The sequence below is a fragment of the Streptomyces sp. NPDC051286 genome, assembly GCF_044455345.1.
In the GTDB taxonomy this organism is placed as follows: domain Bacteria; phylum Actinomycetota; class Actinomycetes; order Streptomycetales; family Streptomycetaceae; genus Streptomyces.
Map to the genome: position 1 here is coordinate 14,419 of NZ_JBITER010000040.1, position 20,391 is coordinate 34,809.

Annotated in this window: 22 protein-coding genes and 1 pseudogene; 12 read left to right on the top strand and 11 right to left on the bottom strand. The window is 69.6% G+C overall.

From position 1 onward, the window contains the following. Nucleotides 1-2: 2 nt before the first annotated feature. From ACIBB8_RS29335 to hemL, 5 genes are all read right to left on the bottom strand, one after another. Nucleotides 3-725, bottom strand: coding sequence for a cytochrome c biogenesis CcdA family protein (locus ACIBB8_RS29335; RefSeq protein ID WP_398957246.1), 723 nt, complete (start codon nt 723-725; stop codon nt 3-5). A gap of 46 nt (nt 726-771) precedes the next feature. Next, complete coding sequence (locus ACIBB8_RS29340) at nt 772-1,383, bottom strand: TlpA disulfide reductase family protein (RefSeq protein ID WP_366689079.1); 612 nt, start codon at nt 1,381-1,383, stop codon at nt 772-774. Nucleotides 1,384-1,450: 67 nt separating this feature from the next. Next, nucleotides 1,451-2,701: a hypothetical protein gene (locus ACIBB8_RS29345; RefSeq protein ID WP_398957156.1), complete on the bottom strand. Its 1,251-nt coding sequence runs from the start codon at nt 2,699-2,701 to the stop codon at nt 1,451-1,453. Between the two features lie 209 nt (nt 2,702-2,910). Further along, nucleotides 2,911-3,624, bottom strand: a complete 714-nt coding sequence (locus tag ACIBB8_RS29350) for a histidine phosphatase family protein (RefSeq protein WP_398957159.1) — start codon at nt 3,622-3,624, stop codon at nt 2,911-2,913. Further along, nucleotides 3,621-4,937: a glutamate-1-semialdehyde 2,1-aminomutase gene (hemL, locus tag ACIBB8_RS29355; protein ID WP_398957161.1), complete on the bottom strand. Its 1,317-nt coding sequence runs from the start codon at nt 4,935-4,937 to the stop codon at nt 3,621-3,623. The genes ACIBB8_RS29350 and hemL overlap by 4 nt, the downstream gene beginning before the upstream one ends. Before the next feature lie 129 nt (nt 4,938-5,066). Between hemL and ACIBB8_RS29360 the strand changes: the two genes are divergently transcribed. Both ACIBB8_RS29360 and ACIBB8_RS29365 read left to right on the top strand, forming a co-directional pair. Beyond that, nucleotides 5,067-5,648, top strand: a complete 582-nt coding sequence (locus tag ACIBB8_RS29360) for a hypothetical protein (RefSeq protein WP_398957162.1) — start codon at nt 5,067-5,069, stop codon at nt 5,646-5,648. A 243-nt stretch (nt 5,649-5,891) separates the two neighbouring features. Next, the gene (locus ACIBB8_RS29365; protein ID WP_398957164.1) at nt 5,892-6,254 is read left to right on the top strand and encodes a hypothetical protein; all 363 of its coding nucleotides are present in this window, start codon (nt 5,892-5,894) and stop codon (nt 6,252-6,254) included. On the opposite strand, the gene ACIBB8_RS29370 is transcribed toward ACIBB8_RS29365, so the two are convergent. Then, the gene (locus tag ACIBB8_RS29370) at nt 6,187-6,759 is read right to left on the bottom strand and encodes a TIGR03086 family metal-binding protein (protein WP_398957166.1); all 573 of its coding nucleotides are present in this window, start codon (nt 6,757-6,759) and stop codon (nt 6,187-6,189) included. The genes ACIBB8_RS29365 and ACIBB8_RS29370 overlap by 68 nt on opposite strands. An 88-nt stretch (nt 6,760-6,847) precedes the next feature. Here ACIBB8_RS29370 and ACIBB8_RS29375 point away from each other — a divergent pair, with 88 nt between their 5' ends. Together ACIBB8_RS29375 and ACIBB8_RS29380 are read left to right on the top strand one after the other, a co-directional pair. After that, nucleotides 6,848-7,654, top strand: coding sequence for a DUF6597 domain-containing transcriptional factor (locus ACIBB8_RS29375; protein WP_398957168.1), 807 nt, complete (start codon nt 6,848-6,850; stop codon nt 7,652-7,654). Nucleotides 7,655-7,683: 29 nt separating this feature from the next. Then, complete coding sequence (locus tag ACIBB8_RS29380) at nt 7,684-8,280, top strand: GNAT family N-acetyltransferase (protein WP_398957170.1); 597 nt, start codon at nt 7,684-7,686, stop codon at nt 8,278-8,280. Here ACIBB8_RS29380 and ACIBB8_RS29385 read toward each other — a convergent pair. Beyond that, entirely contained in the window at nt 8,249-8,692 is a 444-nt protein-coding gene (locus ACIBB8_RS29385; RefSeq protein WP_398957172.1) for a GNAT family N-acetyltransferase, read from the bottom strand. The genes ACIBB8_RS29380 and ACIBB8_RS29385 overlap by 32 nt on opposite strands. Before the next feature lie 332 nt (nt 8,693-9,024). Between ACIBB8_RS29385 and ACIBB8_RS29390 the strand changes: the two genes are divergently transcribed. Together ACIBB8_RS29390 and ACIBB8_RS29395 are read left to right on the top strand one after the other, a co-directional pair. Next, nucleotides 9,025-9,864 (top strand): SDR family oxidoreductase, encoded by an 840-nt coding sequence (locus tag ACIBB8_RS29390; RefSeq protein ID WP_398957174.1) that lies wholly within the window; start codon nt 9,025-9,027, stop codon nt 9,862-9,864. A gap of 134 nt (nt 9,865-9,998) precedes the next feature. After that, nucleotides 9,999-10,748 carry a Mut7-C RNAse domain-containing protein gene (locus ACIBB8_RS29395; RefSeq protein ID WP_398957176.1) on the top strand — a complete coding sequence of 250 codons (750 nt, stop codon included), beginning with the start codon at nt 9,999-10,001 and terminating at the stop codon, nt 10,746-10,748. Nucleotides 10,749-10,805: 57 nt separating this feature from the next. Here ACIBB8_RS29395 and ACIBB8_RS29400 read toward each other — a convergent pair whose 3' ends face one another. Continuing rightward, the gene (locus ACIBB8_RS29400; protein WP_398957178.1) at nt 10,806-11,309 is read right to left on the bottom strand and encodes a MarR family winged helix-turn-helix transcriptional regulator; all 504 of its coding nucleotides are present in this window, start codon (nt 11,307-11,309) and stop codon (nt 10,806-10,808) included. Between ACIBB8_RS29400 and ACIBB8_RS29405 the strand changes: the two are divergent. Beyond that, nucleotides 11,199-11,540 (top strand): annotated as a pseudogene (locus tag ACIBB8_RS29405) (hypothetical protein); the annotation flags it as partial. The gene ACIBB8_RS29400 and the pseudogene ACIBB8_RS29405 sit on opposite strands and share 111 nt — an antisense overlap. Nucleotides 11,541-11,608: 68 nt before the next feature. Here the strand turns inward: ACIBB8_RS29405 and ACIBB8_RS29410 are convergent. Then, nucleotides 11,609-12,133 (bottom strand): hypothetical protein, encoded by a 525-nt coding sequence (locus ACIBB8_RS29410; RefSeq protein ID WP_398957180.1) that lies wholly within the window; start codon nt 12,131-12,133, stop codon nt 11,609-11,611. A 117-nt stretch (nt 12,134-12,250) separates the two neighbouring features. Between ACIBB8_RS29410 and ACIBB8_RS29415 the strand changes: the two genes are divergently transcribed. Beyond that, entirely contained in the window at nt 12,251-12,586 is a 336-nt protein-coding gene (locus ACIBB8_RS29415) for a YnfA family protein (RefSeq protein ID WP_398957182.1), read from the top strand. A 272-nt stretch (nt 12,587-12,858) separates the two neighbouring features. After that, complete coding sequence (locus tag ACIBB8_RS29420) at nt 12,859-13,617, top strand: SDR family NAD(P)-dependent oxidoreductase (protein WP_398957185.1); 759 nt, start codon at nt 12,859-12,861, stop codon at nt 13,615-13,617. Between the two features lie 79 nt (nt 13,618-13,696). Here the strand turns inward: ACIBB8_RS29420 and ACIBB8_RS29425 are convergent, their stop codons facing one another. Continuing rightward, nucleotides 13,697-14,890 carry an RtcB family protein gene (locus tag ACIBB8_RS29425; protein WP_398957188.1) on the bottom strand — a complete coding sequence of 398 codons (1,194 nt, stop codon included), beginning with the start codon at nt 14,888-14,890 and terminating at the stop codon, nt 13,697-13,699. Between the two features lie 169 nt (nt 14,891-15,059). Between ACIBB8_RS29425 and ACIBB8_RS29430 the strand changes: the two genes are divergently transcribed. From ACIBB8_RS29430 to ACIBB8_RS29440, 3 genes are all read left to right on the top strand, one after another. Then, nucleotides 15,060-15,836 carry a DUF3558 domain-containing protein gene (locus tag ACIBB8_RS29430; protein ID WP_398957190.1) on the top strand — a complete coding sequence of 259 codons (777 nt, stop codon included), beginning with the start codon at nt 15,060-15,062 and terminating at the stop codon, nt 15,834-15,836. Nucleotides 15,837-15,988: 152 nt separating this feature from the next. After that, nucleotides 15,989-16,858, top strand: a complete 870-nt coding sequence (locus ACIBB8_RS29435; RefSeq protein ID WP_398957192.1) for a DUF3558 family protein — start codon at nt 15,989-15,991, stop codon at nt 16,856-16,858. A gap of 199 nt (nt 16,859-17,057) precedes the next feature. Then, on the top strand, nt 17,058-18,413 hold the full coding sequence (locus ACIBB8_RS29440) for a DUF2637 domain-containing protein (RefSeq protein ID WP_398957194.1): 1,356 nt from the start codon (nt 17,058-17,060) through the stop codon (nt 18,411-18,413). A gap of 100 nt (nt 18,414-18,513) precedes the next feature. On the opposite strand, the gene lysS is transcribed toward ACIBB8_RS29440, so the two are convergent. Further along, nucleotides 18,514-20,277 carry a lysine--tRNA ligase gene (gene lysS / locus ACIBB8_RS29445; protein WP_398957196.1) on the bottom strand — a complete coding sequence of 588 codons (1,764 nt, stop codon included), beginning with the start codon at nt 20,275-20,277 and terminating at the stop codon, nt 18,514-18,516. Nucleotides 20,278-20,391: the final 114 nt, after the last annotated feature.

The window sequence follows — 20,391 nt, forward strand, 5'->3', positions numbered from 1 at the left end:
ACTCAGATCCCCACCGTGAAGCCGTCGGACCAGCCCTGCAATTCCTGCATCATGCTGCCCCACACACCGGTCAGCAGGAGCAGCCCGGTCGCGATCATCATGACGCCGCCGATCCGCATGACCCATGCGTAGTGGCGCTTGACCCAGCCGAACGCGCCGAGCGCCTTGCGGAAGGCGACCGCGGCGAGCACGAAGGGCACACCGAGCCCGAGGCAGTAGGCGATGGTCAGTATCGCCCCGCGTCCGGCGGTGCCCTGGTCCATCGCGAGGATGCTGACCGAGCTGAGCGTCGGTCCGAGGCACGGGGTCCAGCCGATCCCGAAGAGGGCGCCCAGCAGCGGTGCGCCCGCCAGTCCGGTCACCGGCCTCTTGTGGATACGGAATTCGCGCTGCGTCATCCACGGCATCAGGCCCATGAAGAAGATCCCCATCAGGATCATCAGCACACCGAGGACCTTGGAGAGCGTGGTGCTGTGAGCCTGGAGCGTCTGGCCGAAGAAGCCGAAGAGCGCGCCGCCGGAGACGAACACGGCGGTGAAGCCGAGCACGAAGAGCGAGGCTCCCGCGACCATGCGCCCCCGCCTGGCCTGCGCCAGATCGGTGCCGCTGACGCCGGTGACGTACGAGAGATAGCCGGGCACGAGAGGCAGGACGCACGGCGAGAAGAACGAGACGAGCCCGCCGAGTACGGCGATGGGCAGGGCGACGATCAGCGCCCCGTTCATCACGGTCTCGTTCTGCCCCGGAAGCGCGGCAAGGGTGAGCACGGAATCACTTCTCCGCGATCAGCGGGTCGATCATCTTGTGGAGCTTGACGTCGTCGAGGGCGACGAGGGTGCGGGCCGCGATCTTCCCGTCCCGGTCGATGACCACGGTCGAAGGAATGGCCTGCGGGTTCAGCGTGCCCTTGGGAAAGCGCAGGATGAGCTTCCCGATCGGGTCGAAGAAGCTCGGGTAGGTGATGTCGTTGTCCTTCTCGAAGTTCACCGCCGGGCCCTTCTCGGCGTCCCGGGTATTGATCCCGATGAACTGGACGCCCTGGCTCGCGGTCTCCTTCGACACCTTCGCGAAGTGCTTGGCCTCCAGCCGGCAGGGGCCGCACCACGAGCCCCATACGTTCAGCACGACGACCTTGCCCTTGTAGTCGGCGACGTCGAGGGGCTTGCCGTCCAGAGTCGTTCCGTCGAGCTTCGGCGCGTCCTGGCGGTCCGCCTTGGCCACGGTGGAGATCCCGCCACTACCGGTGACGAAGTGCGAATTACCGCCACCGCCGGCCTTGTTGCCGTCACCGCCGCAGGCAGTCAGGGTCAGCGCCAGTGCAGCGGCCGCTGCGGGGGCGGCGAGCAGGGTGAAGCGGCGTCGGGGTGCGCGGCCAGAGCTCATGTGAAAAGTTTCGCATGGCTGTTTCGGGGATCTTGTTCACCCCCCTCGGTGCCCGTAAAGCCCGTTGTCAGGCCCGTTTAAAGAAGGTGTTCCAGCCACCGTCGGGCGACTGGCCGACCTCCAGCGTGCGGAGCTTCGCGAGCACGGCCGGATCCTGCACGTCGAGCCAGTCGACGAACTGCCGGAAGGACACGAGCCGCACATCCGGCTTCCCGGCGATCCTTTTGAGGGTCTCTTCCACCGCATCCATATAGATGCCGCCGTTCCACTCCTCGAAGTGGTTGCCGATGAAGAAGGGTGCGCGATTCGACCCGTACGCGCGGTTGAAAGCGGCGAGGTACGACCGAGTGGCCTGGGTGCGCCATTCCGGATAGCGCGAGGTCATTCCCCGGGTGGTGTTCCGTGACTGGTTCGCGAGGATGTTGTAGTCCATCGACAGCACTTCGAAGGTGTGCCCGGGGAACGGCATGCCCTGCAGTGGAAGATCCCATATGCCCTGGCGCTTCCTGGGCCAGACCTGGGTGCCGCCGGGCGAGCTCGCGTCGTAGCGCCAGCCCAGTCTGCGCGCGGTGGGCAGCAGATTGTTCTGGCCGAGCAGACAGGGGGTGCGGCCGCCGACGAGTTCCTTGCGGTAGTCGAAGGGCAGCGGGTCGAGGTCGGTCCAGCCGGTATGGGTGCGCCATTCGGTGACGAAGGAGACCGCCTGATCGATCTCGTTCTCCCACTGGGCGGACGTCCAGTGGGCGACCGATCCGGAACCGCCGCAGAAATGCCCGTTGAAATGCGTGCCGACCTCATGACCGTCGAGCCAGGCCCTGCGTATGTGGCCCAGCGTCTCCTTGATGTGAGCATCGGTGAGATAGCCGATGTCGGAGGCGCCGACGCGGTTGTTGGGCGGCCGGTACAAGGACTTCTTCGACTCGGGAAGCAGGTAGATCCCGGAGAGGAAGAAGGTCATCGCCGCGTCGTGCTCCTTGGCGAGTTCGAGAAAGCGCGGGAAGAGCCCGGTGCCGACCTCACCCGCCCCGTCCCAGGAAAAGATCACGAACTGCGGCGGGGTCTGGCCGGGTTCCAGCGGGACCGGCGCCGAAGGCTGGTTCGGCTGCTCCCCGGTGTCCGCGGTGGAACCGTCCCCGATCTCGCGGACCTCTTCGTCCTTGGCGCCGTCCCCCTCGGCCTTGCCGTCCGCCCTCTCCTTGGGGCCGGGTTCCGGCCGGCCCCGTTCGGAAGAGTGGCGGGAACCGCAGCCCGCCATCCCGATGGCAGCCGCGCCCCCCAGTCCGGCTCCGAGCAGACTCCTTCGGCTGATGTCGCGCATGGCGTCCCCATCTGCGGTCGTTCCGACCCAACTGCACACAAACTAACGAAGGCTTAGATGCGCGAAACAACGCGGGGGTTCCGCTGGCTCACACACAATTCTGTGCGTGACCAGACTCCACTCCTGACGTGACCTTGTTCCTGACCCGAACGCACCACGGGCCCCGGCCGACACATCGGCAGGGGCCCGTGCGGGTCGAGAAGTCCCGGCTACGCGCCGAACGCCTTGGACTTCCCCTTCACCGGCTTCGCTCCGGCCAGCAGGTGCGCAGGAACCAGGTCGCGGGCCGGCTCGGTGTAGCCGACCGAGACGATCTTGTCGCCCTGGTACGTGAAGCTGGTCAGCGAGGCCAGCGTGCACTGCCGCTTGCGCGGGTCGTGCCAGAGCCGTCGTCGCTCGACGAAGCTCCGGACGATCCAGATCGGCAGCTGGTGGCTGACGCAGACCGCCTCGTGCCCACGGGCCGCGTCGCGTGCGGCGTCGAGGGCACCCATCATCCGTACGACCTGCTCGATGTACGGCTCACCCCAGGACGGGCGGAAGGGGTTGGTGAGGTGCTTCCAGTTGTCCGGCTTGCGCAGTGCACCGTCGCCGACCCCGAAGGTCTTGCCCTCGAAGACATTGGCCGCCTCGATCAGCCGCTCGTCGGTGGCCAGGTCGACGCCGTGCGACTTGGCGATCGGCATCGCCGTCTCCTGGGCGCGCTCCAGCGGGGAGGCGACGACATGGGTGATGTCGCGCTTCTCCAGGTGCTCGGCCACCCGGTCGGCCATCCGCCGGCCGAGCTCGGAGAGGTGGTAGCCGGGACGGCGTCCGTAGAGCACGCCCTCGGGGTTGTGCACCTCCCCGTGCCGCATCAGATGAACGACCGTGATGTCCTGACGCGCGCTGTCTGCACGGCTGGTACTGCTGGTCTCGCTCATGAGGTGGCCTCCGAGGCGGCGCGGGCGGCGGCGGGCAGGGCCGCGGCGATCCGCTCGACGGCCTGCGTGTCGTGGGCGGTGGAGACGAACCAGGACTCGAACGCGGACGGCGGCAGATAGACGCCCTGCGACAGCATCGAGTGGAAGAAGGCGGTGAAGCGGAAAGCTTCCTGCTTCTTGGCGTCCTCGTAGTTGCGCACCGGCTGCTCCGTGAAGAACACGGAGAACATGTTGCTCGCCGCGGACACCGTGTGCGCGACGCCCTCCTTGGTGAACGCCTCGCTCACCAGGGACCGGATCTCCGCGGAGACCGCGTCGACCTTCGCGTACGCCGCGTCGTCGAGCAGCCGCAGCTGGGCGAGACCGGCGGCGGTGGCGATCGGGTTCCCGGAGAGGGTGCCCGCCTGGTAGACGGGGCCGACCGGGGCGAGGTGCGCCATCACGTCGGCGCGCCCGCCGAAGGCCGCGGCCGGGAAGCCCCCGCCCATGACCTTGCCGAAGGTCATCAGGTCGGGCCGCACGCCGTCGACGCCGAACCAGCCGGCCTTCGAGGTACGGAATCCGGTCATGACCTCGTCGGAGATGTACAGCGCGCCGCCCTCGGCGCAGAGCTCCTTGAGCCCGGCGTTGAAACCGTCCAGCGGCGGCACCACGCCCATGTTGCCGGGCGAGGCCTCGGTGATCACACAGGCGATCTCACCGGGGTGCGCGGCGAACGCGGCCCGCACGGCCTCCAGGTCGTTGTACGGCAGCACGATCGTGTCCCCGGCCTGCGCGCCGGTGACGCCCGGGGTGTCCGGCAGACCGAAGGTCGCGACCCCGGACCCGGCGGCGGCAAGCAGCGCGTCGACGTGCCCGTGATAGCAGCCGGCGAACTTCACGACCTTCGCCCGGCCGGTGAACCCGCGGGCCAGCCGGATCGCGGACATGGTCGCCTCGGTGCCGGAGGACACCAGCCGCACCTGCTCCACGGGCTCGATCCGGGCCACGATCTCCTCGGCGAGCGCGACCTCGCCCTCACCGGGCGTACCGAACGAGGTGCCGCGGGCGACAGCCTCCTGAACTGCGGCGATGACCTCGGGGTGGGAGTGGCCGAGGATCATCGGCCCCCACGAGCACACGAGGTCGACGTACTCACGGCCGTCGGCATCGGTGAGGTACGGGCCGCTGCCGGACACCATGAAGCGGGGCGTACCGCCCACGGCCCGAAAGGCGCGTACCGGAGAGTTCACGCCGCCGGGCGTCACGAGGGAGGCGCGGTCGAAAAGCGTCTGCGAAACTGGGGCGTCATAGGGAAAGCTCACACAAGCCATGGTGTCAGAGCCTCCGGCGATCTTGCGGACAGGTGTTTCACACCAAGCCCGCGGGGGAGGTCACTGGCACGATGATCGGGTTGCGCGGCGGGGGCTGTGTCTCCTAAGTAGTAGTCGGGTGGATGAGATATGCATCGCGGTGGCGAAGTGGGCGAAGGGACCGGCGACCTGGGGCCCGAGCCTGCCCGCCGGGGTCGGCACCGGCGTAAGGCCGAGCGCCGGCAGGGCATACAGGCCGGCAGTGCGCAGTCCGGAAGCGGGAGTGGTGGCCGGGTGGGGGTGACGTACAAATACTTCGGGGCCCCCGACGGGGCCACGGCCGCACGGGTGCCCATTTCCATGCGCCCCGAGGAGCTCGGCGGCGACGAGCTGGGCATGGGCGGCATGTTCACCAAGATCAAACCGGAGACGGTGGCGGCCATGGTCCTCACCGGAATCCAGGGCATACCCCTGCACAGGGTCCCCCCGCTGGAACTGGTCGTCCTGCACCCCGACTACGCCGTGGTCAAACTCCCCATGACGGTCGTCGACCCGCTGCGCGGCGTCGGCGAGGAATCGGTCGGCGCCGCGGCCTTCATCTGGTCCACGGTCCCGGACCGCGGCGGCCCGCGCGACGCGTTCAACGTCTACCAACTGCTGCACGAGTGGCAGGATTTCAGCCATCGTCTGCATGACGCGGGGCATCAGGCGTACTGCCTGGTCTGGCCCTGAGGGCCTGTCGGGGCCGGTCTGCGGCACGCCCACGGCGCTCAGCGACGGCACCTGGTACACGGTGTCCAGGGACGGGGATGCCCTGCACGTGTGGACTCCGGACAACCGGAGGGTGTCCGATTGACGCCCGCATCCGGCCATTCATTGGCCGAAGAATGATCTTCAGCCGGCCCGCCGGGCCTGCCGATGCCCCCTACAGCCCACGCGGTCGCGTACAGGGCATCGACATCGAGGAGGCCTGCCATGGGTGACACGCTGCTGGCCCTGTCCATCCCCCTGCTGGTCTTCGCCGGCGGGATCTACGCAGGCTGCGAGAGCTGGTGGCGGCGCCGGCACCCGGCGCCGCCGTCGCCGTACACCCATCAGGCGGCCCGCCTCGCCGAGCGCGAGATGACCGAGGCGGCGAGGGAGATCGTCGACGAGGCGTACGCGACGCTCGGTGCGCTCTACGACGCCACGGGAGCACCGGAACCGGCCGCGCAGGGGCCGACGCCGTCGGAAACCATCGGCGCCCCAGACGCCCCGGACGTCCCCGGGGTCACGCCCGGGGCGGCTGCCAGCCCGGGTCGCGGCCGGTCGTACCCAGCATCCGCTCAAAAGGGCTAGCACTGTCCGGTACGGGGAAGGGTTCGCCGTACACCTTCGCCTTCCGCGCGTTCGGCGCCATGTCGGCGACGCCGGGCCCCAGTTCGCGCACCACGGCCTCGTCCGGAACGAATTCCTGCCCGGTGGCGCGCGCCAAGTCCCATGCGTGCACGGTCAGATCGCCCAGGACCATCTGCGCGACGGTTCTGGCGGGGAACCCCATGGAACCCGCGGTTCCCTCGTCCGCACCCGGCGCGCCCCACGCCGCCACCAGCTTGGCCGTCTCCTCGCCGAAGCGGCTGCGCCAGTCGCCGGTGACCGCGGTCGGCTTCGCGCCGAAGTCCGGCTCCTCCCTGGCCGCCAGGGCCTGGAAGTTGACGACCACCTGGAAGAGATGGTCGACCAGTGCCTGCACGTCGTACTCCGTGCACGGGGTGGGGTCGCCCAGCTGGGCGTCGTCGATCCCGCGCACCACCGGAATCGCCCGCTGCGCGGCCACGTCCAGCAGATCAGTGATCTTCTTCATCCTTCAACCATGCATCCGGCAATCGCCCGCGTCTTGAAGAAACGCGACACGGATGACTCGAACTTTTGTTCGGCATAGAATCGCCGCCATGTCAGGTCCTCGACGCGACTACCGGGGCATCGTCGACGCCCACGAACTCCTCTCACACGTGCGTTTCCGCCGGCGCGAGCCGGCCCCCGGGCTGCGGACACAGGTGGCCAACTACTGGCTGATCGACTGGGACCTGCCGGAGCCGTACATCTCGCACGTGGTGCCGCACCCTTCGGTGAACCTGGTCTTCCAGCGCTACGAGAGCACCGGCGAGCCCGCCTTCGCGGAGGTCGCGGGTATCGGGCTCCAGCTCTTCAGCCAGAAGCTGGAGGGCCGGGGACGGGTCTGCGGGGTGAAGTTCCGGCCGGGCGGCTTCCGGCCGTTCGCACCGGACCACCCGGTGTCGCGGTGGTCGGGCCGACGGCTCATGGCGGACGAGGTCCTCGCCGCACCCGCGCCCGTGGCGGCCGTGCTGGACCCGGCCGAGGAGGACGCACGGGTCGCGGCGCTGGACGCGTACCTGCTGGCGCTCGCCCCGGAACCCGACCCGCAGGCCGAGCGCGTGATGGCGCTGGTCGAGCGCGTCCGCACCGACCGCACGATCCGCCGCGTCGACGAACTCGCCCGCACCGAAGGGGTGTCGGCGCGGTCGCTGCAGCGGCTCTTCGCCACCTATGTGGGCGTCGGCCCCAAGTGGGTCATCCTGCGCTACCGCATCCACGAGGCGCTGGAACGCGCCGAGACCGACCCCGGGGTGGACTGGGCCACGCTCGCGGCGGAACTCGGTTACAGCGACCAGGCGCACCTGGTCAGGGACTTCACGACGACGCTCGGAGTGCCGCCGACGGCACTCGCCGGGCGCTGATGGTCAGTGCCGCGTCCTACTGTTGCCGTATGGAGCACACTCCCCCGTCATCGGCGTCTCCCGTGCGGATCGAGCCCTGGTCGGACGGCGACCTGGAGCTCCTGCGCCGGGTCAACGCGCCTGAACTGATGGATCATCTGGGCGGTCCCGAGTCGGAGGAGCAGCTCATGGTGCGCCACGGACGCTATGTGGAGCTGAGCGCGGACCGGACGGGCCGGGGCAGGATGTTCCGGATCACCCTGGCCGACGGAAGCGGGGGCGAGGCTGTGGGGACGATCGGTTTCTGGGAGCGCACCTGGCAGGGCCAGAAGGTGTACGAGACGGGGTGGGCCGTCCTCACCGGCCACCAGGGGCGGGGCATCGCCACGGCCGCGACCAGGGCCGTCGTCGAGCAGGCGCGGGCCGAGCGCAAGCACCGCTATCTGCACGCCTACCCGTCCGTCGACAACGGCGCGTCGAACGCGGTGTGCCGCAGGGCGGGTTTCATCCTGATCGGCGAGTGCGACTTCGAGTACCCGCCCGGCCATGCGCTGCTGACGAACGACTGGCGACTGGACCTCACTCCGGAGCTCGGTTCCGGGTCCGGCCCCGGGATCAGTCCGAATTCCGGGCCAGCGGCTTGTTGAAGCTGAACGCGACGATGTCCAGTCGCTCCCGCAGATAGAAGCGGTGGGCATCGGTGCGATGCGTGCCCGAGTCCAGACTCAGGTCCAGGCAGCCGGTCTCCCGGGCACGCTGCTCCAGATACCCCAGGAGCCGGTGGCCGACACCGGTGGACCGGGCGTGCTCGGCGGTGACCAGATCGTCGACGTACAGCTTGCGGATCTGGCTGGTGTTGTCGACGATCCGCCATCCGGCCACGCCCACGCATGCGCCGTCGCCGTCGTGGACGGCGGTGAAGCGGAGCCCCTGCGGGTACCCCTTGTCGTACACCTCGCGGAAGAGATCCTCCGTCAGATGCGGACGCAATTCGCGCAGCACGGGAAGAAGGTCTGTGGTCAGTCGGGGGTCGCCGGGTTCGAGGTCGGTGATCTTCATTCGGGAACTGTAGTGCCCCTCCCGGCAAGCTTTGCCCGGTCGCAAACATTGCCGGTCACGGCACCGGGCACAAGCCCCGGGGGGCTTGCGAGGGGCTGATCGATCCGGAGGCGCCGCCCGGGGTCGCCTTCCATGTCCTGAACGAAGGCGACCCGCGCGGGTGGCCGCATCACCCCGCACTACCGTGTCGCGCCGAAACCGGCAGCCCTCAGCCTGGTGTGACCCGCGGGCCCGCCCAAAACGTTTGACGGGCGGGCCCTCCTCATGGATATTCATCTGCGCGACGCAGCTTATGCGTCACGCATAAAATGATTGAAGGAGCTCACCCCGTCATGCTCACTCTCGTCACCGGAAGCCGCGGCCGCGTCGGTTCCGCACTCGTTTCGCGCCTGCACCGCGACGGCCACGCCGTGCGCGCCGCCTCCCGTGACCCCGCCCGGCTCGACCCGCCCGCCGGAGTGGCGGCCGCGGCATGCGATCTCACCGATCCCGCCACCTTCGCCCCCGCGCTGGACGGCGTCGGCTCCGTCTTCCTGTACGCCGAACCGGCCGGGATCGACTCGTTCCTCACCCGGGCGGAAGCAGCCGGAGTCCGGCACATCGTGCTGCTCTCCTCCAGCTCGGTACTCGACCCGGACGCGCAGGAGAACCCGATCGCCCGCCCCCACCACGCGGTCGAGCAGGCGCTCGCCGCCTCACCGCTCACCACGACCTTCCTGCGCCCGGGCGCCTTCGCGGCCAACGCGTACCAGTGGTCCGCGGCGGTACAGAGTCACGGCGTCGTGGACCTGCCCTACCCGCGCAGCCACACCAGCCCGATCCATGAGGCGGACATCGCCGAGGCCGCCCTCGCGGTGCTCACCGAGCACCGGCTGCAGGGCTCGGCGTATCACCTGACCGGCCCCGAATCGCTCACAGCCGCCGAACAGATCGGCCTGCTGGCGGCGGCTTCGGGACGCCCCGTCACGGTCAACACCGTGAGCCGGTCGGCCTGGAAGGAATCCGTGACCCCGTACCTCCCCGAGGAGGTCGCCGAGGGGCTGCTCAGTTACTGGGCGTCAACGGACGGTTCACCCGCCGAGGTGACCGGCGAGACCGAGAGGCTGACCGGCCACCCTGCCCGTACGTTCGCCGCCTGGGCCGAGGAGCACGCCGACGCGTTCCGTGCCTGAGAGGCTGTCGGGCTGCCTTCGATCGCCCGATCAGAGGCAGCCCGACAGCCTCTGAGCCGGCCCACCCGCCTCCGGCTGCCCCTCGCCCGTGAATTCCCTGGCTCACGCAGACCGCCCGGTGTCATGCTGACGAAGTGAACGGACCGGAGATCCACCTCGAAGTCGACCCTGAACTGCGGCTCTTCGTTGCCCATGAACGCCGCAACGGCCGCACGTCAGTGACCACCGACGGCGCCTCGACGCTCGGCCATGTCGTGGAATCGCTCGGCGTCCCGCTCACCGAGGCCGGTCAACTGCTCGTGGACGGCCGCCCCGTCCCCGTCTCGCACATCCCGGGCGCGGGCGAACTGGTGGAGGTGCGCGCGGTGGCGCGCCCCCAGCGCGTCGAAGGCGCGCCGCTGCGCTTCCTGCTCGATGTCCACCTCGGCACGCTCGCCCGGCGGCTGCGGCTGCTGGGCGTCGACGCGGCGTACGAGAGCGAGGACCTCGGCGACCCGGCGCTGGCCGCCCTGTCGGCGAGGGAGCAGCGGGTACTTCTCTCCCGGGACCGGGGACTGCTGCGGCGGCGGGAGATCTGGGCGGGGGCGTACGTCTACAGCGACCGTCCGGACGATCAGCTGCGGGACGTGCTGGAGCGGTTCGCACCGGAGCTGGCCCCGTGGACCCGGTGCACGGCCTGCAATGGGCCGCTGACCGACGCGGACAAGGAATCCGTCCGGGAGCAGCTGGAGCACGGCACACAGCAGTCGTACGACGTCTTCGCGCAGTGCACGGAGTGCGGCCGGGTGTACTGGCGCGGCGCCCACCACTCCCACCTGGAGACCATCGTCGCCGACGCGGTGCTCGAGTTCGGCGCCCGGGATCAGTCCGGTCCGGTCCGGTAGGGCTGTGCGGCAGGGCACGGCCTGGCACCATCCGCGCGACACACCTGACGAATCGCCCTACAGCCCGCCTTGCGCCGCATCGAACTCTCCGCTCCGCAGCCGCGCGATCTGGCCCGCACCGAGCTCGACCGTCCGCCGCATATGAGCGATGAGGAGTGCCACCTCGTCGTCGTCGTACGCCTCGAACATCGCCGCCCAGTCCCCACTCAGCCTCTCCCAGACCGCGCCGAACTCCGCCATCCGCTCCGGCACGGTCGCGACGAGCACCCGCCGTCGGTCCGCCCTGTCGCGCTCGCGTGTCACATAGCCGGCCCGTTCCAGCCGGTCGACGAGCCGGGTCGCCGACCCGGTGGTGAGCCCGGTCAGCTCCGCGATACGCCCGATAGTGACGGGGTCCGCTTCGAGGCCGAGCAGGTTGAGGCACTGCAGATCGGTCGGGTGGATCCGCAGATGGTCGGCGACGGCCTGATTGAAGAGGGCGTACGCAGCCATATAGCGGCGCGACTCGGTGGACAGCTCGGCCAGCAGAGCATTGCGCCGGACCGGGGACTTCTGCGGCATACAGAGAGTGTACGAAGCAGACACTGCCCCTGCGTCATCCCCACGGGCCCCGACACCCCCGACGGCGCATTCGTCCTCGTCACCCCCGCCGACACCCCCACACCGACGTCCCGGACCCCGCTGGTGCACGCCCACTGGACGAGCGACCGTGCGACCACGCCGCTCGTCCGCCCCGACGGCAATGTCGCCTGGGCGAGTAACCGGCCCGACCCGGCGGCGCTGCAGGCCGCTCTCACCCGATGGCCACCGGCCGGCCCGCACACCGCGCACGTCACACCGGCCCCTCGCGCCACCAGGCGTCAGAAGACATACTCGTCATCGGTGGCGGGCGCCAGCACCTCATGCCGGTTGTTGCCAGGGTTCCGGTCGGTCGCACCACCGTTCCAGACGGTGTCGATCCGTACGACCACCTCGTTCGGCCGTCCCGCGAGCTGCAGCTCGAGCGCGAGCTGGCGGCCCGCCCACCCGTCCGCCCTCAGCGAGCCCGTCCGGCAGAGTACGGATCGGGCGCTCGCCTGCAGACACTCGACCGGCATCTCCTGCCGGCCACTGAGCGGCACCGAGAAGCGGAACCGTACGGTCACGCTCGCCAGATTCGACGGGCCGTGGTTCTCGCTGTGCAGCCAGATCCCGAGCCCCCTGCCCCACAGCGAGACATGCCCGTGGTGCGCGACGTCCGCCTCCCGCGCCACCCGCCGGTCCACCGGCGCGGGCACAGGCCCCGTCGCGACCGCCTGCCCCGCCCCCCATGCCGTCGTCGACACCGTTGCCGCCATCGCCACCACGGCGGAGACCGCCAGCCGAGCCTTACGCGTGACTACCATGCCCCGAAGATACCGATCACCCCGAATTATCCGTATTTACACACCACTTCCGCGCTCCAGTCCACCCGCTTGCCCCACCCATCCGAACCCACCCGCCCCGCATGAAACGCTGCTCCCATGGTCGTCGCCCGCTCTGTCGCACTCTTCGCCGTTGCCGCGCTCTTCGAGATCGGCGGCGCCTGGCTCGTCTGGCAGGGCGCGCGGGAACACCGGGGCTGGATCTGGATCGGCGTCGGAGTCATCGCCCTGGGTGTGTACGGCTTCGTCGCCACGCTGCAGCCGGACGGTGAGTTCGGCCGCATCCTCGCCGCGTACGGCGGTGTCTTCGTCGCGGGCTCGATCGCCTGGGGCATGGTCGCCGACGGCTACCGCCCCGACCGCTGGGACGTCACCGGCGCGCTGATCTGCCTGGCCGGTATGGCCGTGATCATGTACGCCCCCCGCAACCACTGAAAAGCGCCCCCACCGGCTTCGTCGACACCCACCACCGGCCGACGGCCGACCACACCGACAGCCCCACCGGGCCGGCAGCCCCACCGACCGGGCGCCGACCGCCGACAACGAGCGGACTCCCGCGGACTCGGGCGGCGCCGCTCCCCTCGCCCCGGCCGCCTTGGGAAACGCGGCCCCCGGACGCCCCGTACAACGCGGCCGCCGAACGGGACCTCGCGCCGCCTGCCTATCCTGACCCCGTACCGATCAGCTGTCCGAGGAGTCGAGTCCGCATGGCCGCCACCCCCATCGCCGTCATCACCGGAGCGAGCAGCGGCATCGGTGCCGCGACCGCCCGGCAGCTCGCCGCCGCCGGCTACCGGGTCGTCCTGACCGCCCGCCGCAAGGACCGCATCGAGGCGCTCGCCGCCGAGATCAACGAGGCGGGCCACGAGGCCACGGCGTACGCCCTGGACGTCACGGACCGCGAGGCGGTCGACGCTTTCGCCACCGCCTTCCGCTCTCTCGCCGTCCTCGTCAACAACGCGGGCGGCGCGCTCGGCGCGGACCCGGTCGCCACCGGCGACCCGGCCGACTGGCGCCAGATGTACGAGACGAACGTCATCGGCACGCTCAACGTCACCCAGGCCCTGCTCCCCGCCCTCACTGCGGGCGGCGACGGCACGATCGTGATCCTTTCCTCGACGGCAGGCCTGTCCACGTACGAGGGCGGCGGCGGCTACGTGGCCGCCAAGCACGGCGAACACGTCCTCGCCGAAACCCTCCGCCTGGAGATCGTCGGCACCCCGGTCCGCGTCATCGAGGTCGCTCCCGGCATGGTCAAGACGGAGGAGTTCGCCACCACCCGCTTCCGCGGCGACACCGAGAAGGCCGCCAAGGTCTACGCCGGCGTCGACGCCCCCCTCACCGCCGACGACGTGGCCGACACGATCACCTGGGCCGTCACCCGCCCCAGCCACGTCAACATCGACCTCCTGGTGGTCCGCCCCCGCGCCCAGGCGTCCAACACCAAGGTCCACCGCACGCTCTGAAGCCATCGGCCCGCACGGAAGAGCCCCGGACCACCACCACAGGGTCCGGGGCTCGTCTTCGTAGCGGCGTCAAGAGCACTCAGCCCTTCACGCACACCACCTGCTTCAGCTTCGCGACGACCTCCACCAGGTCCCGCTGCCGCTCGATGACCTGCTCGATCGGCTTGTACGCACCCGGGATCTCGTCCACGACGCCGGAGTCCTTACGGCACTCCACACCCCGTGTCTGCTCCTCCAGGTCCCGCGTCGAGAAGCGCCGCTTGGCCGCGTTGCGGCTCATCTTCCGGCCGGCCCCGTGCGAGGCCGAGTTGAACGACTTCGCGTTCCCGAGACCCTTCACGATGTACGAGCCGGTACCCATCGACCCCGGGATGATGCCGAAGTCACCCGAACCGGCACGGATCGCCCCCTTGCGGGTGACCAGCAGATCCATGCCCTCGTACCGCTCCTCCGACACATAGTTGTGGTGACAGGAGATGACAGGGTCGAAGCTGACCCGGGCCTTCTTGAACTCCTTGCGGACGACGTCCTGGAAGAGCCCCATCATGATCGCGCGGTTGTGCTTCGCGTACTCCTGGGCCCAGAACAGGTCGTTCCGGTACGCCGCCATCTGCGGGGTGTCCGCGACGAAGACCGCCAGGTCACGGTCGATCAGACCCTGGTTGTGCGTCAGCTTCTGCGCCACCCCGATGTGGTACTCGGCGAGCTCCTTGCCGATGTTCCGGGACCCGGAGTGCAGCATCAGCCACACCGAACCCGACTCGTCGAGGCAGAACTCAATGAAGTGGTTTCCGGATCCAAGCGTTCCCATCTGCTTGGTCGCACGTTCATGACGGAATTTGACCGCATCCGCAATCCCGTCGAACCGCCCCCAGAAGTCGTCCCAGCCCGCCGTCGGGAAGCCGTGCAGCCGGCCGGGGTCCACGACGTCGCCATGCATGCCCCGGCCCACCGGAATGGCCTGCTCGATCTTCGACCGAAGCCGCGACAGGTCGCCCGGAAGGTCATTGGCCGTCAGAGAGGTCTTCACCGCGGACATGCCGCACCCGATGTCCACTCCCACCGCCGCCGGACAGACCGCACCACTCATCGCGATCACCGAACCGACGGTCGCGCCCTTGCCGTAATGCACGTCGGGCATGACGGCCAGCCCCTTGATCCAGGGCAGCGTGGCAACATTCCGCAACTGCTGCATCGCACCGTCCTCGACCGAAGCCGGGTCGGCCCACATGCGGATGGGGACCTTCGCCCCAGGTACCTCTACGTACGACATAGCTCCTCGATTCCCCCGAAAAGTCTGAAAGCGCAAAACCGGTGCCAAGATCGGCAAAAGAGTCGGCCGATCGGCAATCACAGCGGCGCGTGCGATACACATTGTGTCCACCGGCCGCCATCGAGCGGCAACTTCTTTTCGCTCGAAGGGAGCCCGGATCGTGCGACGCATGGCGTACGTACCCGGCGTCGCACTTCTCGGAGTGCTGACCGCCGGCTGCACCGGTGGCACCGGCACCGAAGACCCCGCCGCCGACAGCAAACCCGGCAGCCCGAGCAGCTCCGCCGCTCCGGCGGGCAAGTACCGTACGCTTCCCGAACCCTGTCGCTCCATCACGCGATCCACGCTGAAAGACCTGCTTCCGGGCATCGCCGAACTGCCGGAGAACCAGCAGGAGAAAGCGTTCACAGGCACGGCCGCCGTCACCTATGACACCGACCGCCGGGTCGGCTGCCAGTGGAAGTCGGAGACCGCGGCGTCGTCCCGTTCCGTCGTGCTCGACTTCGAGCGCATCGTCTCGTACGACACCTCGGTCAGCGACGAGGACCGCGCCCGCGAGGTGTACGGGAAGAAGGAGACCGCGGCCCACCTGCCGTCCGGCACCTTCGCCCCCGGCGACGCGGAGAAGGTGACGGCCTCACCGTCGGACTCCCCCTCCGGCTCGGCACAGGACACCGGCGGCGACACGGGCGCGGGCTCCGAGGACCTCCGTCCGCGCACCCTCGACAACCTCGGAGATGCCGCATTTCTGGACGATCTGCTCACTCGGGCAGGATCCAGCGCACAACACCGCACGGTGAGCGTGGTATTCCGCACATCGAACGTCATCGTGACCGTCCGGTACACCGAGCAGCCCGCCTTCGCGAGCCAGGTCCCGGACAGCAAGGAACTGCAGGAGAAGGCCCAGGCACTGGCCCGGAAGCTGGTCGACAAGTTCAGCGAATAGCCCGCCGCCGGGCGCCCCCGACCCGCACCGCGCCGGTCGGCGGAGCGTCCGGCCGAGGCGGCATCCGGTCGCCGTCCGTCGTACCGTGGCCCTCCGGAACACCTGCCGAGCACCTTGCCACCCGCCCGTCGCGCCACCCGAGTGAAGGAACCATGCACCGATCAGCCCCGCGACTCACCCGCATACTCGCCTGCGCCGCCGTTCCGGTGATGCTCGTCGCCTCCGGCTGCTCGTCGGACTCCGACAGCAAGGAGAAGTCGGGCTCGTCCTCGTCCTCCGCTCCGAACGCACAGAATCCGAGCGCACAGAAGACGGAGGCGACGGTCGAGCCGGCGAAGTTCGCCGAGCTGCCCGACCCGTGCGACGCGATCACCTCGAAGACGATCACCTCGTTGGTGCCCAAGGCCAAGAGCAAGGCCGGTACGCCGGCCCGGTCCAGCGACACGTCGGCGCGCGCCGGCTGTTCCTGGAACGGCCTCGACGACAACGGCGTCAAGGGCTCGCAGTACCGCTGGCTCGACGTCGGCTTCACCCGCTTCGAATCGGACCAGGCGCTCGGCAGCGGCGCCAAGCGCGCCCAGGAGGACCTCGCGAACCAGGTCGCCAAGACCAAGGCGACCGAGGGCGCCCAGAAGGTCGCCGAAGCCCCCGTCAGCGGTATCGGCGACCAGGCCACCGTGGTCACGTACGACCTCACCAAGACAAAAGAGGACTTCAAGTACGCGACGCTTGTGGCCCGTACGGGGAACGTCGTCATCACCCTGACCTACAACGGCGCGGGTTACGCGGGCGCGAAGACGCCGTCCGGCGACGACATCCTGAAGGGCGCCGAGAAGGCCGCCAAGGAGACCGTCTCGGCGGTCGCCAATGCCAACGAGAAGAAGTCGAGCCCGTCCGCGAGCACGTCGAAGTCTCCGACGGCGACGAAGTCCGCGGCGTCCGCGAAGTCCGGGGCGTCTCCGAAGTCGACAGCGTCGGCGAGCTCCCCCAAGTCGACGAAGTCCGCGTCGCACACGTCGTAACACCGGACCACCGCCCGCCGGCCATTCCCGCGAGGCCCACGGCAGGTACCCCAACACCCCTGCGCAGAAGCAGTTTTACGAAGCCCGGCCCTCCCCCGAGAGCCGGGCTTCGCCCCTCCCCGCGCACCGCACCCCACGCGCATGTGCCAGGCTGTGCCCGCCAGAAGTTGAAGTCGGGAACACAGAGAGGGGATCGCGGGTGGCCGCGATTCAGCTGACACGCACCCACCGGATACTCATCGGGGTCGTCGTCGCCGGCGCGGCAGTCATCGCCGCGATCGGCTTCGCGGGCTCGTACGCCGCGGTGCGCGCGCTCGCAGAACAGAAGGGCTTCGGGAACTTCTCCCTGGTCTTCCCCATCGGCATCGACGCGGGCATCTGCGTACTGCTGGCGCTGGACCTGCTGCTGACCTGGATGCGGATCCCGTTCCCGCTGCTGCGCCAGACGGCCTGGCTGCTGACCGCCGCGACGATCGCCTTCAACGGCGCCGCGGCCTGGCCGGATCCGCTGGGCGTCGGCATGCACGCGGTGATCCCGGTGCTGTTCGTGGTCGCCGTCGAGGCCGCCCGGCACGCGGTCGGCCGGATCGCCGACCTCACGGCCGACAAGCACATGGAGGGTGTCCGCCTCACCCGCTGGCTGCTCTCCCCGGTCCCGACGTTCAAGCTGTGGCGCCGGATGAAGCTGTGGGAGCTGCGGTCGTACGAGCAGGTCATCAAGCTCGAACAGGACCGGCTGATCTACCAGGCGAGGCTCCAGGCCCGCTTCGGGCGCAACTGGCGCCGCAAGGCGCCCGTCGAGTCCCTGATGCCGCTGCGGCTGGCGAAGTTCGGTGTCCCGCTGGCCGACACCGGCCCGGCCGGGCTGGCCGCGGCAGGCATCGAACCGGCCCTGCTGCCACCGGCTGCGGCAGCCGTCGAGACGGTGCACGCTCAGCCCGAGCTGCCGTACGCCGCACAACAGCAGCAGTACGCCGAGCCCCGGCAGCACTCGCAGCAGCCCCAACAGCAGTACGCACACCCCTCCGAACCGCCCGCCGAGGAGTGGCCCCTGGAGGGCCCCGGCGCGCACGAGAGCCCCTGGTTCGCGGCGCCGCAGGCCGCGGAGGGCACGTACGAGGGCGCCTACGACCCCACGTACGCCGAGGACCCGGAGCCCGCCCCGGTCATGATCCCGTCGGGCCCGGGCGGCCGCACCCGTCCCCTGGGCGACGTGGGCACGATCGGCGCGGTTCCTCGTCCCCGCGGCGAGCAACCCCTGCCGCAGCAGCTGGAGCAGCCGCAGGGCCCGCCCCAGGAGGAGCCGCAGCCCCAGCAGGAAGCTGATCCGGCGGAGTGGGCCGAGGCGGAGGTCGAGTTCGGCAACATCGCGTACAAGGTGTTCTCCGACCTCACGCACGAGCACCAGGTCCACCCGAGCGTCGAGGTCCTCGACATAACGCTCTCGGACGTCCACGGCGTCAGTCACCCGCGCAGCACGGCCCTGCTCCGGCGCCTGCTGCCGGGCTTCAAGCAGCGCTTCGACAACGAGATGGCCGAGAACCACATCGCGTAACCGCCCCCAGTCCGTCCGCCGCACGGGAACGGACCTGGACCGGCAGAACAAAGGGCCGTCACCCGCATCACCGGGTGACGGCCCTCTGTACGACCGGCTCCTACGCGCCCAGCAGCTTCCGCACCCGGTCCGCGCCGACGGCCAGCAGCAGCGTGGGCAGTCGCGGACCGGTGTCACGGCCGACCAGGAGCTGGTACAGCAGCACGAAGAACGACCGCTGCGCGGCCTTCAGCTCGGGCGTCGGCTTGGCGTCCGGCTCCAGCCCCGCGAGGACCTTCGGCACCCCGTAGACGAGCGTCGTGAGCCCGTCCAGCGACCAGTGCGTGTCCAGCCCGTCCAGGAGCAGCCGCAGCGACCGGTGCCCCTGGTCGTCCAGCGAGCCGAGCAGTTCCTTGTCCGGCTCGCTGCGGACGATGGTGCGGGCGTCGGCGGGGACCTGGTTGGTGATCCAGTTCTCCGCGCGGTCGAGGCGCGGCCGCGCCTCGTCGAGCGAGCCGATCGGGTTCTCCGGGTCCAGCTCGCTCAGGATGCGCAGCGTCTGCTCGTCGTGGCCGGCGGTGATGTCGACGACGGACGCGAGCGTGCGGTACGGCAGCGGGCGCGGCGTGCTCGGCAGCTCACCGGCGGCCGTGCCGATGGCACGCGCGTACGCGGCGGCGTCGGCGGGCAGCACGGAGCCGTCGGCGACCTTGCGCGCCAGCGAGTCCCACTCGTCGTACAGCCGCTGGATCTCCTGGTCGAAGGCGATCTTGAAGGACTGGTTGGGCTTGCGGCGCGCGTACAGCCAGCGCAGCAGCGGTGCCTCCATGATCTTCAGCGCGTCGGCCGGGGTCGGCACGCCGCCCTTGCTGGAGGACATCTTCGCCATGCCGGAGATGCCGACGAAGGCGTACATCGGGCCGATCGGCTGCACACCGTCGAAGACCTCACGGACGATCTGGCCACCGACGACGAACGACGAACCGGGCGAGGAGTGGTCCACGCCGCTGGGCTCGAAGATCACTCCTTCGTATGCCCAGCGCATCGGCCAGTCGACCTTCCAGACCAGCTTGCCGCGGTTGAACTCGTTGAGCCGGACGGTCTCGGCGAAGCCGCAGGCATTGCAGGTGTAGTTCATCTCGGTCGTGCCGTCGTCGTACGACGTGACCGTGGTCAGGTCCTTCTCGCAGTTGCCGCAGTAGGGCTTGTACGGGAAGTAGCCGGCCGAGCCGCCGCTGCCGTCGTCCTCGCTCGCGGCGCCGGAACCCGCCTCGGCCTCCAGTTCGGCCTCGTCGACCTTCTTCTGCTGCTGCGGCTTCTTGCCGCCCGCGGCGCCTGCCGCCGGGTCCTTCTTCGTGCGGTACCGGTCGAGGACCGCGTCGATGTCGGCGCGGTGCCTCATGGCGTGCAGGATCTGCGCGCGGTACGCCCCCGCCGTGTACTGCTCCGTCTGGCTGATGCCGTCGTACTCGACACCGAGCTCGTCCAGCGAAGCCGTCATCGCGGCCTTGAAGTGCTCCGCCCAGTTCGGGTACGCGGACCCGGCCGGTGCGGGCACGGACGTCAGCGGCTTGCCGATGTGCTCGGCCCACGACTCGTCCACGCCGGGGACGCCGGCCGGAACCTTGCGGTACCGGTCGTAGTCGTCCCACGAGATCAGGTGGCGGACCTGGTACCCGCGGCGGCGGATCTCGTCCGCGACCAGGTGCGGGGTCATGACCTCGCGGAGGTTGCCGAGGTGGATCGGGCCCGACGGGGAAAGACCGGACGCGACGACGACCGGTTTGCCAGGCGCACGACGCTCCGATTCGGCGATGACATCGTCCGCGAAGCGGGAGACCCAGTCGGCCTCGGTGCTGCTCTGACTCTGAGCCACGGTCGGCACGTCCTTCTCTCTGGTAGGGCTCGTAGGGGCACTACCCATTCTCCCAGGTCCACCCGGCAGTGCGAAAACGGCTTTACGGTGCGTGGGATACTGGGCGTGATCCCTTGTACCCCT

Coding starts and splice junctions, on each gene's coding strand:
- ACIBB8_RS29335 (WP_398957246.1), bottom strand. CDS start 725: ATGAACGGGGCGCTGATCGTCGCCCTGCCCATCGCCGTACTCGGCGGG.
- ACIBB8_RS29340 (WP_366689079.1), bottom strand. CDS start 1,383: ATGAGCTCTGGCCGCGCACCCCGACGCCGCTTCACCCTGCTCGCCGCC.
- ACIBB8_RS29345 (WP_398957156.1), bottom strand. CDS start 2,701: ATGCGCGACATCAGCCGAAGGAGTCTGCTCGGAGCCGGACTGGGGGGC.
- ACIBB8_RS29350 (WP_398957159.1), bottom strand. CDS start 3,624: ATGAGCGAGACCAGCAGTACCAGCCGTGCAGACAGCGCGCGTCAGGAC.
- hemL (WP_398957161.1), bottom strand. CDS start 4,937: ATGGCTTGTGTGAGCTTTCCCTATGACGCCCCAGTTTCGCAGACGCTT.
- ACIBB8_RS29360 (WP_398957162.1), top strand. CDS start 5,067: ATGCATCGCGGTGGCGAAGTGGGCGAAGGGACCGGCGACCTGGGGCCC.
- ACIBB8_RS29365 (WP_398957164.1), top strand. CDS start 5,892: ATGGGTGACACGCTGCTGGCCCTGTCCATCCCCCTGCTGGTCTTCGCC.
- ACIBB8_RS29370 (WP_398957166.1), bottom strand. CDS start 6,759: ATGAAGAAGATCACTGATCTGCTGGACGTGGCCGCGCAGCGGGCGATT.
- ACIBB8_RS29375 (WP_398957168.1), top strand. CDS start 6,848: ATGTCAGGTCCTCGACGCGACTACCGGGGCATCGTCGACGCCCACGAA.
- ACIBB8_RS29380 (WP_398957170.1), top strand. CDS start 7,684: ATGGAGCACACTCCCCCGTCATCGGCGTCTCCCGTGCGGATCGAGCCC.
- ACIBB8_RS29385 (WP_398957172.1), bottom strand. CDS start 8,692: ATGAAGATCACCGACCTCGAACCCGGCGACCCCCGACTGACCACAGAC.
- ACIBB8_RS29390 (WP_398957174.1), top strand. CDS start 9,025: ATGCTCACTCTCGTCACCGGAAGCCGCGGCCGCGTCGGTTCCGCACTC.
- ACIBB8_RS29400 (WP_398957178.1), bottom strand. CDS start 11,309: ATGCCGCAGAAGTCCCCGGTCCGGCGCAATGCTCTGCTGGCCGAGCTG.
- ACIBB8_RS29410 (WP_398957180.1), bottom strand. CDS start 12,133: ATGGTAGTCACGCGTAAGGCTCGGCTGGCGGTCTCCGCCGTGGTGGCG.
- ACIBB8_RS29415 (WP_398957182.1), top strand. CDS start 12,251: ATGGTCGTCGCCCGCTCTGTCGCACTCTTCGCCGTTGCCGCGCTCTTC.
- ACIBB8_RS29420 (WP_398957185.1), top strand. CDS start 12,859: ATGGCCGCCACCCCCATCGCCGTCATCACCGGAGCGAGCAGCGGCATC.
- ACIBB8_RS29425 (WP_398957188.1), bottom strand. CDS start 14,890: ATGTCGTACGTAGAGGTACCTGGGGCGAAGGTCCCCATCCGCATGTGG.
- ACIBB8_RS29430 (WP_398957190.1), top strand. CDS start 15,060: ATGGCGTACGTACCCGGCGTCGCACTTCTCGGAGTGCTGACCGCCGGC.
- ACIBB8_RS29435 (WP_398957192.1), top strand. CDS start 15,989: ATGCACCGATCAGCCCCGCGACTCACCCGCATACTCGCCTGCGCCGCC.